The organism is Intestinimonas sp. (assembly GCF_026169115.1).
Lineage (GTDB): Bacteria > Bacillota > Clostridia > Oscillospirales > Oscillospiraceae > Intestinimonas.
Genome location: NZ_JAPFEA010000046.1, coordinates 1 through 13234, shown reverse-complemented (window position 1 = coordinate 13234; position 13234 = coordinate 1). Strand labels below are relative to the sequence as shown.

At 52.7% G+C, this 13234-nt stretch carries 12 protein-coding genes; 2 read left to right on the top strand and 10 right to left on the bottom strand.

Translation table 11 applies throughout. From position 1 onward, the window contains the following. Window positions 1-152 precede the first annotated feature (152 nt). Genes Q0Y09_RS04165 through Q0Y09_RS04155 form a run of 3 tightly spaced genes read right to left on the bottom strand, consistent with a single transcriptional unit; the run spans window position 153 to window position 1164 of the window. Window positions 153-524 carry a hypothetical protein gene (locus tag Q0Y09_RS04165; protein ID WP_297718059.1) on the bottom strand — a complete coding sequence of 124 codons (372 nt, stop codon included), beginning with the start codon at window positions 522-524 and terminating at the stop codon, window positions 153-155. Next, complete coding sequence (locus tag Q0Y09_RS04160) at window positions 518-958, bottom strand: helix-turn-helix domain-containing protein (RefSeq protein ID WP_297718056.1); 441 nt, start codon at window positions 956-958, stop codon at window positions 518-520. Before Q0Y09_RS04160 ends, Q0Y09_RS04165 begins: the two co-directional genes overlap by 7 nt. After that, a complete protein-coding gene (locus Q0Y09_RS04155) occupies window positions 955-1164 on the bottom strand; it encodes a helix-turn-helix domain-containing protein (protein ID WP_297718052.1) in 210 nt (69 codons plus the stop codon). The genes Q0Y09_RS04160 and Q0Y09_RS04155 overlap by 4 nt, the downstream gene beginning before the upstream one ends. 473 nt (window positions 1165-1637) lie before the next feature. On the opposite strand from Q0Y09_RS04155, the gene Q0Y09_RS04150 reads away from it, so the two are divergent. Beyond that, on the top strand, window positions 1638-2603 hold the full coding sequence (locus Q0Y09_RS04150; RefSeq protein WP_297718049.1) for a DUF6076 domain-containing protein: 966 nt from the start codon (window positions 1638-1640) through the stop codon (window positions 2601-2603). A 71-nt stretch (window positions 2604-2674) separates the two neighbouring features. Here Q0Y09_RS04150 and Q0Y09_RS04145 read toward each other — a convergent pair whose 3' ends face one another. From Q0Y09_RS04145 to Q0Y09_RS04115, 7 genes are all read right to left on the bottom strand, one after another. After that, a complete protein-coding gene (locus tag Q0Y09_RS04145) occupies window positions 2675-3055 on the bottom strand; it encodes a rhodanese-like domain-containing protein (RefSeq protein ID WP_297718046.1) in 381 nt (126 codons plus the stop codon). After that, entirely contained in the window at window positions 3052-3585 is a 534-nt protein-coding gene (locus Q0Y09_RS04140; RefSeq protein ID WP_297718043.1) for a GDSL-type esterase/lipase family protein, read from the bottom strand. The genes Q0Y09_RS04145 and Q0Y09_RS04140 overlap by 4 nt, the downstream gene beginning before the upstream one ends. 193 nt (window positions 3586-3778) lie before the next feature. Beyond that, window positions 3779-6319, bottom strand: a complete 2541-nt coding sequence (locus Q0Y09_RS04135) for a DUF4268 domain-containing protein (RefSeq protein WP_297718041.1) — start codon at window positions 6317-6319, stop codon at window positions 3779-3781. Further along, window positions 6316-6507 (bottom strand): hypothetical protein, encoded by a 192-nt coding sequence (locus Q0Y09_RS04130; RefSeq protein ID WP_297718037.1) that lies wholly within the window; start codon window positions 6505-6507, stop codon window positions 6316-6318. The genes Q0Y09_RS04135 and Q0Y09_RS04130 overlap by 4 nt, the downstream gene beginning before the upstream one ends. Before the next feature lie 2 nt (window positions 6508-6509). Beyond that, entirely contained in the window at window positions 6510-9572 is a 3063-nt protein-coding gene (locus Q0Y09_RS04125; protein WP_297718034.1) for a DEAD/DEAH box helicase family protein, read from the bottom strand. After that, window positions 9524-9925, bottom strand: coding sequence for a hypothetical protein (locus Q0Y09_RS04120; protein ID WP_297718032.1), 402 nt, complete (start codon window positions 9923-9925; stop codon window positions 9524-9526). Before Q0Y09_RS04120 ends, Q0Y09_RS04125 begins: the two co-directional genes overlap by 49 nt. Before the next feature lies 1 nt (window position 9926). After that, window positions 9927-11711: a class I SAM-dependent DNA methyltransferase gene (locus Q0Y09_RS04115; protein WP_297718029.1), complete on the bottom strand. Its 1785-nt coding sequence runs from the start codon at window positions 11709-11711 to the stop codon at window positions 9927-9929. Window positions 11712-11888: 177 nt separating this feature from the next. Between Q0Y09_RS04115 and Q0Y09_RS04110 the strand changes: the two genes are divergently transcribed. Continuing rightward, window positions 11889-12563: an alpha/beta hydrolase-fold protein gene (locus tag Q0Y09_RS04110; RefSeq protein ID WP_297718026.1), complete on the top strand. Its 675-nt coding sequence runs from the start codon at window positions 11889-11891 to the stop codon at window positions 12561-12563. The last annotated feature ends 671 nt before the right edge of the window (window positions 12564-13234 follow it).

Here is a 13234-nt window from a genome sequence, read left to right as displayed (position 1 = left end):
CCTTTATCCTGCACTAAAATCGACCGACTGCTGCACCCGAACATTTTGGTTTGGGAGAGCCGGACGCTTGGCGCACACAGCCCGCACACCGTGCCCTGCATCTTGGGTGGGGCGTGTACTCTACCTGCACTGCCATCGCCGCACACAACTCATCACAGGCCGCTGCATGGGGGAACGCTTCTGTCAAGAGCGCCGACCGTTGCAGGCAGGAACACTCGGCAGTACTCCTCCGCTCCGGTGACCATACCGCATCGCAGCATCTCCCCACACAGGAGGAGGCGGAACAGCGTGTTGCGATAGCAGTCCCTTACCTCCGCCCCTTTCTCTCTGGCGAATATCTTTTGTTCCTCGGGCAAGCTACTGTGCGTTTCATCACAGAGGAACACCGCCAGAGCGTTTTCATCAATGGGGTCTCTGTGCGTGCGGTCCCACTGGTCCATGATGTACCTCCTTGTGTCAACCGTGCGCTGTGCCAGCAGAGTTGGTTCCTGCTGGATCAGCTGATCCACCATCTGGGTCAGCATACCGTCTCACCTCGTTTCTGTTCATAGGCCGCTCTGCGCTGTTCAACTCTCTGCCGCTCCGCAGCCACCTCCGCTGCACACATCTGCCGCTCATAGAACTGGTCGATGGCCATTTGGATTGGCAGGATGGTGTAGAGCAGGCAACCATTCTGTCTGCGGCCGTCCTGGGTGGTGATGGTGGTGCGCTCGGTACGGATGAGTCCCCGTTCCTCCAGCTCCATCACATACTTGCGCACGGTGTTGGTGCACTTCCCGATGGCTTCACCGATCATCCGGTAGCTGGCCAGACACTGATAGGTCTTTCGATCCTCCCGATGAAGCAGATAGCCGTAGACCGCGATGGCCGTGGAGGACAGCCCCAGAGCATAGATCTCATTAGGCAGAGGAAAATAGTTTTTGATGGGGTCCCGCTTGGGCCAGTTCTGCTTTCTCATTTGGCACCTCCAGACCGCTCCTCCACCCACTGAATGAACTTCTCTTTGGGTACCACCATTCGGCTGCCCACACGCAGCACCGGGAAGCCTGGCTCGTGGAACAACTCGTAGGCGGTGGAGATGGACACACCCAGCACCTCTGACAGCAGGTGTGCGTTGAGGAACAGCGGAAGATTCTCGTAGCTGGTACACTGTGACTGTTTCATATTGATACCTCCGATCCAATTCCTGTTGTGATTTTCTTCTTGCGTTTCGGAGGTCGTTCTGGTAAACTGAACAGCAGATCAGGCTGTGTTTCCGAAACGCAGCGGGCCGCCAGACTGTTGCAGCAGTTTGGCGGCTTTTTTACTTGCGGCCATGCACCATACCCGTTCCTGCCCTGCGGCCTTGTCTGACGCGCACAGCGTTTTCTTCTGCCTTGGCGCGCTCTGTTGCCTGTCCTGGTCAACAGCATCCCGGCACACTTCCCCGGCTGAGTATCGTCTCTGGTGATGGGTATTCAGTTTTCAAGGTTCCTGTCGGCGCCCCGACTTTTTTGATTGACAAACCGCCTGCCAGATGTTAGACTCATTATAACAAATAATAGACAGTTCGCTGTGTGGACATGGTAACACGCCATAGCGCCCTTGTCAAGGCTATTTTATTTATATTTTATAATTGTCTAATTCAGGAGTCGCCTATGTGGTACGCAAAAATGTATTTTTCCGAAAAGAAAGAGTGCTTCCAGTATGACCCTGCCGGGATCCAGGGCGCACCGGCAACCTGCCGGGAGCTGCCGTTTTTGGAGAGCCTGCTGTCCTTTTTAGAACTGGACTGCGGAGAGATAACACCCTTTCTCCAACGGATCGCAGAGAATTGGAGCCGGCTCATCACAGAGGATGACCGTCAGGCCGGCACCGACGCCATGGTGGAGCTGGGGCAGTTGAAGAGCCGGCACATCTATCTGGAGCTTCTGTATGTGCGCTGGTACGACCGCTTCTCCAGAATGGGCGTCTTCAGTGACCGGGGAAGCCCGGAGGACCAGCAGATGCTGGAGAAGCTGAAGGCACTCCCGGAGCTGCTGCCCCAGTATCAGAAACAGGTTGAGAGATTCTTTGATCTGGTGCTGGATGTGGACGGAGCCGGACGGGATCCCCAGCAGCAGGCGTCCCAGCAGTACCGCTATGACTCGCCTAAGGATCCGGAGCTGTTTGCCTTCCGGCCCATCCCCCTTGGTTTTGAGCCAGTGGAGCCGGGACGGTGCTCCCCTGTTTTGTACTCCGGTTCCATTCGGGACATGATCGACTACGCTCTGCGCAGCTGCGTGGAGCGTGGGATCACCGTGCGGCGCTGCAAGAACTGCGGCCGCTGGTTCCCCCAGACCGGACGGGTCAGCGCGGAGTACTGTGAGCGTCCGGTGGCCGAGGGGCAGCAGACCTGCCGGGAGGCCGGGGCCTTCCAGCAGTGGACTAAGAAGCAGTCTGACGACCCGGTGTTCAAGGCTTACCGCAAGGAATACAAGAAGCGTTTTGCCTGGATCAAGGCAGGCCGTATCTCCGACACCGACTTCTACGCCTGGAGCGAGCAGGCCAGAGAGATGAAAAAGAAGTGTGACCGGGATATTATCACTTTGGAGGAATATGTGGAGTGGCTGAAACACTCCTAATCAAAAAGAACGGGATCGACCGATTGGTCGATCCCGTTTTCTTTGACTATGGCGATGTAGTTTTTGAGCCCTCACGGCTCCGTGTCGTAGGGCCAGGTGTTGATGCCGCCGAATTCGTAGATATTGGTGTAGCCTAAGTCGGCCAGCGTGGAGGAGGCGGTCTTGCTACGGTTTCCGCTGCGGCAGTAGACCAGGACAGTGGAGTCCTTTTCTGGGATGACCGCAGCGGCGGTATCCTCATCGATGGTGTCAACCGGCAGCAGGACAGCGCCGGGGATGTGCCCACTATCGTACTCGTCCTGCTCCCGCACATCCAGGATAATGACCTCCTGGGTGTCCATCATTTCTTTGGCTTCTTCCTGGTCGATCTGCTCATAGGCGCCGTCAGCGGCATTCCCGCCGCATCCGGCCAGCAGCAGAATAGAAAGAAGCAGGGGTATCATTCGTTTCATTTAAATTCCTCCAGAAGTCTGGCCGCAAAGGTCTTGTGCCCCTGCTCCGTAAAATGTACGCCGTCATAGGTCAAGGCGATGTCCCACTTTCCGGTGTCGGCAAAGCGGAGGTTCCTTCGCTCTGCCAAGGACCGACAGCATTGGGCAAAGGTATGGGAATCGTCAATGAGCTGCTGGTTGGGAACCCACGCGCCCCGTTTCACCGGCGGCGGGGCGATCAGCAGAATTTTACTTCGATCCAGGGAAAGGCTGGACAGAAAACGCTCCAGCCTCTCAGCGGCCTGTTCCGGGCTTCTGCTTTGGAGCAGGTCGTTGGTGCCCAGCATAACGATCAGCAGATCCGTGTCAGCAGAAAAGACAGGTGCCGATGCAGGGATCTCCCGGCCATTCTCCCCCAGGTTACGGACGGTCCAGCCGGTTTCCTCGGCCAGAATATCCACCCACCGGCTATCCGTGTCATAGCGACCACCCAGATAGGAGCGGGGATCGTAGCCGTAGGTGTTGGAATCACCGAAACAGATGACGTTCATCTTTTCCGCTTTCCTTTCTCTGCAAACGCTATGCAATCGTTTTATGATTCTCATCGTAAACCCACCAGGTTTTCCGATTTTTCTATGGATGATTTTCTTCAATTGGATTAGTCCATCTGAATCCTCTAACGGTTTTTCCATTATGAAGCAGTGAATCCCTGTCCACAAGATAAGCAACTAAATAACTCAAGAATCAAGGTAAATAAGGCGTCACAGCCCGCAATAGCATTGCTCCGCGCTCACTGTGGAATTTCATCATTTTAATCCAGTCATCCCGGTTTGTTACACTGACATCCAGCAGTTCATCATACACTTTGCAGGAACGAGTTCCCTCCTGGTTGTACCACATCAGCGGTCGTCCATAGGTCTCTTCGATCTCCGCCTGATGTTTCTTCAGATTGTCGTAAATCTGCTGGTTTTTGGCTCCATCCCCCGTGTCAATATAGATCTCGACCCGGGCCTGATTATAGTTGGCAACGCAAGACAGCTGAACCCCTGGGCTATTTGTAGAACCTGAGAGATAGTTATTCTTCGTGGGTGACACATACTTGAACGATCCGGTCACTTCCTGGATGCTCGGTAAAACCTGTGTCCAGTACGCTCTGCGGATTTTATGCCGCTGGCTGGATTCCTCATCATCCCGTTTCTCATTGAGGAAGAACACCAAATCAGAGGGATCCTGCCCATAATGCTCGAACAGGCGCCGAAGCATATTGATCTTGTGCTGCGTCGAGGTGCCAGTATTGACATAGATGCCGTCCGTAACCATCGCCGACGCATCCGCTCCGTTTTCACTCCGAGAAAACTGGCTGGCCAGATCTACGCTGTCATCAGCATCTGCGAGGTAATTGAGGTATGCGGTATCAACATTGTGCAACTCCTTGAGGACTGCGACATACATATCCACCCAGGTAGTCGTTTCGTGCTCATTCCCACGGAAACGATACTTCACCAGCTGCCTGCCGGTAAAGGTTGCGTCATCATCCAGAGCAATCTCATCATACTGTTTCTGCGGGGGCGTATATGTAGTGTCCGCATATGGCCAGAGGCAGATGCACTGCTGGATCAAGCTGCTACAGCGTTCCTCCAATTCAGTAAGGCCCCAGTGGTCTGCTTTCGCGATCTGCTGGGTCATCTTCAGGCCGCTTTGGAGATAACCGTCTTTCATAGTCTTCTTTTCCTGGAAGGAGGCGTTACTGTACCGGATATTGTAGGCTGATGCAGCCAATGTCAGGTTTGCCAGCCGATGGAGCCACTGATCATGGATGCTCTCTGCATCGTCACCCAGTTCAGCCGCCCAAGCGGGAGTCAACTTTTGTGGCATGATATGCTCAATGGTGTACTCGCCGCTGTCCAGCCGGTTGTAGATCTCTTTATATTCAGAGCTATCCCCATTCTCCAGGCGCTCAAAAATATAGGCTTTGTACCGGGTTGGCATGGTATAGATGTTTTTCGCTTTCAGCCCTTCCGCAAAGTCCTCATCTGTGGGGAAGGCAGCCTTCTCTTTTTTGCTGCCCAGCACATACTTCATTTTCTCCAGGAAACTATCGTAAGTGCCGTCCAGCCGCTTGATGTCATTACAAAGGGTGAGGAACACCTTGCTCTGTGTGTTGGAAGGCAGGTCACAAATCAGGCGGCGGAGCAGATATGCCTCCACAATGCGGCAGACCTCGGCCACAGTATCCAGTGAGAGCAGATCCTCTTCCTGGAGTCGGAATACCTCCATCAGGAACGGACGGCAGACGCTGCTTTCAAACCGATTTAGTCGATACAAGGAGGCTCTCAGTCTGAGGGGGAACTCAGGGCTGCCAGAGCGGATCTTGTTATACCTCTTCGCATAGTCCCGCAACTCTTTGAGGACATCCTCGATCTGGCCGCGCTTTTCCACATAGTCCTTGAACTCCTGGTAGATCTCCTTCATGGCTGTCAGACGTCGTTCCTTGATGCCCAGGTAGTCCCGAATGAAGGGGCTGACATCATAGGAGTTGGTCTGCTTGTCATAGCCGGCGTTCTTCTCAATCGGACTCCAGTAGTCATCGTAGAACTGTTCCTGCTCCTCCATAGAGCGACGCATCAGGACAAAGTTCCGGATCTTGTCGCCCTCGTTCAAGTCCAGTCCCGTGGAATTGAGGCTCTCGAAAACAAGCTGCGGATCATCGTCTGGGGGCGTCAGGGTGATGTCAATGATTTGGAGCTTTTCAACTGCAGAAAACAACTGATCTACGCTGATGTCATCCCGTTGGATCTGGTTGTAGAAATACAGGTAGTTCTGGGTAATTCGTGAACTCTGATTGTACTCAGAAGGATCGCCCCAGAGTCGGTCGTAAGAGTCCTGATCGCCTTTAATGGGCTTCAGCTTCATTTTGCGCTGTTTGGGATTGATCTCATCAACCAGATACTTCTTCGTGATCACATCGTACAGGTTGGGATCTTTGGGCGTGACAATGCCGGCCTTCACAAAGTTGGCGATGGCCAGGAGAAGAAGGGATACGGTTGTGATCCGCTGTTGCCCATCAATGACCAGGTAGTCTGAGCTACTGCCCATAGGGTCGCTGACAGATACGATACCGCCGAAAAAGTGCCAACGTTTCCCCTCCCTGACAGTTTTAACAAGGTCAGAGTAGAGTTTTTTGCAATGTTCCTCTTTCCAGTCATAATTACGCTGATATACTGGAATGACAAGCTTGTCTGCATTTTTTAGAAAATGAGTCAATAGTTTTCCTTGACCATTCACCGTGATGCCTCCATATCATCCTTGTCAATAGTTTTTCTGTTTTCTTCTTCAAAATGTTGTTTCAGGATCCTCTCCAGCGCAGTCGTCATAGTCTGCCCCTTTTCATCTGCATAGGCCTTCAGCCGTTCACAAAGGGTTCTGTCGATGTAGCAGTTGATATGCTGTCCGTCTTTCTTTGCTCTCGGCATCATTATCCCTCCTGACCGTTCCGAAGTTCCCGATACAGTTCTTTTGCCAAGGCAACCATGATGGCGTTATACTTAGCAGTATCCTCAAACAGTTTTGTATAAGTCTCCGTGCTCTCGATGTAAGATGCTTGAGCCGTCTGGTCGAAAATTTTGGGGAACACATTCTTCTCGAAGATCTGCTGTCCATCCACTTTGGCTGCCTTACGGAGTTTTTTATCCGCCAGCAACTTCTCACGCAAAGTTCCAATTAAAACCCGATCTGCTTCAGTGAACGAACCCTTATAAGTCTCATTGATTGTCACAATCACTACATCGAGAGGATCTTTTTTTGTATTCATGGTCACAGCCTTTTTAGTTTTGGCAGGCTCCAGAGCGGTGGGCTTTTCCTCCAGGGCAATCGCACCCTCAAAAGTTTTCTCCAGCCGGTAGTATTCCAGTTTTACTCGGTTATCGAGGTCCCAGGGCGTAGAGGGTTCTGCTGGAATCAATTTTGACAAGTAGGAACAGAACAGATATTCCTTGTGGAGATCCTTATCAAACATCCGCACGATCTGCGAAATGTAGTTATACCACTTCACAAAGGTCCGGATCAGGCGGCGGAACTGGTAGCGGTCATCCTTGCTTAACTGATTGTAAGCCTTGGCAACGGGAAGCAGGGCATTGGAGATCTTCGCCTGCACCGAGCCAACCTCTTTTGCATCTGGAGAAAAATAGATCTTAGTGACAGCTTCAATGTCGCTGTCATTATACAGTTTGAACTCCCGGAGTTGCTTCTGGGTCTTATAAATCAGATCGACATTGATCTCCTCGGTGAGGCTGGTCTCCTGGTAGTATGGCTGGAAGGCCTCCAAGATCTCCTCTTTGGTGTTCACGAAGTCCAGAATGTAGGTATCTTCTTTACCGGGATATGTACGGTTCAGACGGCTCAATGTTTGGACTGCCTTCACATCTCGCAATTTCTTGTCCACGATCATGGTGTGCAGCAGCGGCTCATCAAAGCCGGTTTGGTACTTCTCCGCCACGATCAACACATTACCCTCGTCGTGGAATACCTGCTTGGTCTGCGCCTCGCTGACCCGGTTACCGGCTCTATCCCGGTTTATGCCGCTTTCGGTGTACTCTGGTCCATCTGCCTCGTCCGGGTCCTTGATGCTGCCGGAAAAGGCAATCAGGATCTCGATATCATCATAGTGATTTGCCTCCAAGTAAGCCTTAATCTCATGGTAATAGCGAACGGCCGCAAGCCGGGAGGCAGTGACAACCATCATCTTACCCTTCCCGCCGATCTTGTGCTTTGTCACATCCCGGAAGGTCTCCACAATAATGGCTGCCTTCTGTTGCAAATTATGGGGATGCAGTTCCTCAAAGCGCCGGATGGTCTTGATGGCCTTTGTAGTAGGCACCTCCGGGTTGTCCGGAGTATTCTTGGCAATCTGGAAACAGGTTTTGTAGGTGGTGTAGTTCTCCAGCACGTTCAGGATAAAACCTTCCTCAATGGCCTGGCGCATGGAATAGATATGGAAAGGGTGGAAGGAGCCGTCTGCGTACTCCTCCCCGAACATCTCCAGCGTCTTGTTCTTTGGCGTGGCAGTAAAGGCGAAGAAGCTCAGATTCTTGTGCTTGCCGTGGGTGATCATCTCCCGTACTAAACCGTCCTCAGCGTCCTCCAATTCATCCTCCGCCTTGCCCTCCAGCTCCGCATACTCCTTGAGGGCATCATGGGTATCCGCCAGGGCCATTTTCAGCTTCATGGCGCTCTGCCCGGTCTGGCTGCTGTGGGCCTCGTCCACGATGATGGCAAAGGACTTGCCGGTGGTGTCATCCACCTGCTCATAGATGACGGGGAACTTCTGCAAGGTGGTGACAATGATCCGCTTGCCGTCGTTCAGAGCATCTCGCAGGTCTTTAGAGGACTTCTTTTCATCGATGGTGACCACGGAACCCAAGGTGTGGTCAAAGCCGGAGATGGTCTCCTGGAGCTGGGCATCCAGCACCGTACGGTCAGTCACGATGACTACGGAGTTGAAAATGGGCTTGTTGTTGTCATCGTGCAAGCTGGCGAGCCGGTAGGCAGTCCATGCGATGGAGTTGGACTTCCCGGAACCGGCGCTGTGCTGCACCAGATAATTTTTGCCGGGGCCATTGGTTCTGACATCTTGGACCAACTGCCGCACCACATCCATCTGGTGATACCGGGGGAAGATGACGGACTTCTTGGTGATCTCCCTCTGGGTGCCAACCTTCTGGGGTACTTTCTCCCTCTTCACCTGGAGATTGACAAACTTCTGGATGATGTCCAACAGGCTGTCCTTCTGCAAGACATCTTTCCAGAGGTAGGAGGTCACATAGTCTCCATCGGCGGATGGTGGATTTCCTGCGCCGCCATCCCTGCCGGGGCCGTTGCTGCCCTGGTTGAAGGGGAGGAAGTAGGTCTTGGCCCCGTCCAACTTGGTGGTCATCACCGCCTCATAGAGATCCACGGCGAAAAACACCAGGACACGGTGGTTCAGCAGGAACGCCGGTTCCTTAGGGTCCCGGTCAAACATCCACTGCCGCTTGGCATTGTCCACGCTCTGGCCGGTGAGCTGGTTTTTTAACTCGATGGCCACTATCGGGATGCCGTTCACAGCCAATATCATGTCCACACTGTTGTTGTTCTGCCCGGAGTAGTGCCACTGGCGGACACACTGGCAGATATTCTGGCCATAGTGCTTGACGGCCACATCGTTCAGGGTGGACTCCGGCTTGAAGTAGCAAACTCGGAACTCGATCCCCCGGTGCTTGAACCCGTGGCGCAGGACGCTGATCAAGCCGTCATTCTCCACTGCATTCTCAAATGCCTTGTAAAACTTCTTCTCCGGGCCGGAGTTGCACTGCTTTTCAAACCGCTGCCACTGGATGGGCTGGGTGGCCTTGATGAATCCTACCAGGGTATCCAAGTCCAGGGCCATACCGGAGTCCATAGAGGTCCGATAGCCTGCGTCAGAGGCCTTCTGCCAGCCGCCAGCAGGGGAGATCAGAAAGGATTCAATATCCTGTTCAAATTGTTTTTCGTTGTCTGGCATGACTTACTCCCCCTGTAAGAGAACTTCTTTTTTAGGGTATGAATTCCAAACCCTGACGGAATAAAGCGGTTTTTCCGCATCTTGGTAAGCGTATCTTGCCAAGTAGAATATTGCGTATTTGCCTTATTGGGTGTCCAGTTCGACATGACTTCATTATGATTGTCGTCTCTTGAATTTTTAGGAAGGACACCATAGTCACGGTAAAGCGAAAGAACCTCAGCATCTGGATGGTTTTTGATTGATACATTTTCGAGAATGGATTTCATTCGAGCAATTTCCCAATGTACCGGAATCTCACCAATCCACTCAATCCCGCTGTCCTTCATCTCCGAAAAACCCTTCGCCGGGGTCATTTCACTCACCGTCCTTCCCAAACAGGTCGTGGAGTTTCTGCATCAGGGCGTGCTCATGCTCCTCGATGCGTTGGGCGATCTGGTCCGCAGGCTCGATCTCTTTGTACTCATAGAAGGTGCGGGTGAAAGGGATCTCGTAGCCCACCTTGGTCTTGCTCTTGTCGATCCAGGCATCCGGGTTATAGGGCAGAACTTCACGGGCGAAATAAGTGTCGATATCCTCGTCCAGCGGCACATTCTCCGTGTCCCGCTTTTTCGGGTCGGCAACGGGCTTGCCCTTCTTCAGCACTTTGTTCCCGTCCTCGTCCAGTAGGGGGCTTTCCACAGTGATCTTGTTGTAGCCCAGGGCCACGCTGTCCAACACCCGGCTCTTGCAGACGAGCTTTGTCCCGGACTCCAGCTCCCGCTCATAGATCTGATCCCGGTACTCCCCGTAGGCCCGGACGATCAGCTCCCGGCAGGACTCGGTGATGTCCACCCGCTTGTTGCCAATGGACTTCCGGCGGGACTCATAGCACTTGCTGGCGTCAATGAGCTGGACCCTCCCAATATGCTCCGAGGGCTTGTCCTTGGTGATGATCCATACATAGGTGGCGATGCCGGTATTGTAAAAACTGTCGTTGGGGAGCTGCACAATGGCATCCAGCCAGTCGTTCTCGATCAGGTACCGGCGGATCTCCGACTGACCGGAACCGGCGTCCCCGGTAAACAGGGAGGAGCCGTTCTGGATGATGGCCATACGGCCCTCCGGTTTCAGTTTGGACAGGCCGTTGAGCAGGAACAGCATCTGCCCGTCGCTCTTGCTGGGGAGGCCGGGGCCGAAGCGGCCAGCGGAACCTTTCTTATGCTCGGCCTCCACCGCAGCGGCCTCCCGTTTCCAGTCGATGCCGAAGGGGGGATTGGAGATACAGTAGTCAAACTGGTAGCCCTCGAACTTGTCGTCGTCCAGCGTGTCGCCGAATTGCATGTTGTCGGGATCGCCCCCACGGATCAGCATGTCAGCCTTAGCGATACCAAAGGTGAAGGGGTTCAGTTCCTGTCCAAAACAGGTGACATCCGCATCGGCATCCAACTGTTTCAGCCGCTCCTCCATGCAGGTAAGCATCTGGCTGGTACCCATTGTCATGTCGTAGACCGTCTTGGTGATACCCTCCCCATTGAAGGCGTTCTGGTCACCAGTCACCAGCAGATCACACATCAGGTAAATGATGTCCCGGCTGGTGAAGTGCGCTCCGGCCTCCTCGTTGTAAGACTCAGAAAATCGCTGGACCAAGTTCTCAAAAATGTAGCCCATGTCCACGGCGCTGATCTTCTCCGTACTCATATCCGCCTTGTCAGAGCAGAAGTCTACGATGACCTGATAAAGCAGGCCCGCCTCCTCCATGCGGTCGATCTGGGCGCTGAAATTCATGCGGGAGAGAATGTCCTGCACATTGTCGGAAAAGCCGTTTAGGTAGGCTCGGAAGTTGTCATTGATATTCTCTGGGTCTGCACGAAGGGTCTCAAAGGTGAAAGGGCTGGTGTTGTAGAATTGGTATCCGGCGGCAGTCCGCAGGAAGCCCTCCTTGACCGCCAGATGCTCCACCTTCTTGTATGTATCCAGCACCGACTGGTGGGTTGGCAACAGGCAGTCGTGGAACCGCTTAATGACCACCATCGGCAGGATCACCAGGCCATACTCATGGGGCTTGAATGCGCCAAAAAGGGTATTTGCCACATTCCAAATGAGGGTGGCCTTTTCCTGGATATTCCGGCCCACAGAGGCCAGTTGTTCGTTTGCGGTCATAAAATCACCCTTTCTGTATCTGTTTCTCTTGTCTATGACAAAATTTTCTATTATTTAATTCGCAGTATACCAGATGCAATCGGAAATCACAACATAAATACATAAAATTCAACATTAAAAATTGCGCCGAGTTAAAATTATGCTATAATAGAGACAAATCAGAAAGCCGGTGAATTCATGCACACATTTGTAATTGAGGATAAGCACATAGCTGTCTTTCCGTGCGCAGCACCAAATGCCCCTATGATTTACTTGAATACATACTCAGGCGAGGGACAAAAGGTCTATGAGACCACGCAGGCTACCGGTTGCCTACCGTTTAATTTGGTTGCCATCAGCAATTTGGCTTGGAACCGAGACATGGCCCCATGGGACAGCCCGGCGGCATTCAAGAAAGGGGATCCCTTCACCGGAGGGGCAGACGACTATCTGCGGCTGCTGGTGGAGGAGATCATACCCAGGGCAGAAAAAGAGCTACCCGGGCCTCCGGCATGGCGTGGGATTGCTGGGTACTCTCTGGCAGGGCTGTTCGCACTGTACGCCATCTACCAGACAGATGTGTTCTCACGGGTAGGGTGTATGTCCGGATCCTTGTGGTTTCCTGGTTTCAAGGAATACGTCTTTTCCCACGAACCGAAGCGCCGGCCGGACTGCATCTATTTCTCTCTGGGGGACAAAGAGGCCAAGACCCGCAATCCAGACCTGAAAACAGTTCAGGAAAATACAGAGGAGATCCGGACCTTTTACCAGAACAAGGGCATCGACACGGTGTTCCATCTGAATCCCGGAAACCACTTTGTCTATGGACTCGAGCGGACGGTGGCGGGCATCCAGTGGCTACTGAACAGATAGGTTGCGGTCCGCAGGCTTTTATTCTTTGTATAGGCGTGTTAAAAATTGATACGCCTGACCCGAAAAAAACATCTTGCTTCTCGGCCTCTACAGAGGTACAATACCCCAAATCCGAACAGCGAAAAGAGCCCTTCTGAACAGGCTATGGTAGTTATGCCGCGCCTGGTCAAGAAGGGCTCTTTGACCACATGTTTGACCACAGACAGCGTTGGAGCACTCGGAAACAGCGGAAGTAAGAGTGTCAAATAGTGAGCGAAATGTATCGAAAATGATTAAAAATAACTATAAATAACCAGAAAAAATTTAGTTCAACCGTTTGGGAGCAAGATGCCGGGAGTTCGAGTCTCCCCACTCGGACAAAAATGTGTTGACAAAAAAGATGCACAGAAAAAACACCGTACAAAGGTGCGGTGTTTTTCGTAAAAAGAGAAAAATAAACGAAAACTAGTCGTAAAAGTTTGGCTTTTGAAATAGCGGAGCCGACCGGCTGAAAGCGGGGATTTGGGAGATGCACTCAACCATTTTCCTGGTTCAAAGCGACTCGAACTCTCACGCATTCAAAATACCGCCAAAGAGAAAGCACACAACCGCCCCCTTGGCCCTATACCTGGGACTGAACTGCCCCAGATTATGCGGACAGCACAAAAAAGAGCCCCTGGTAGGAAATATTG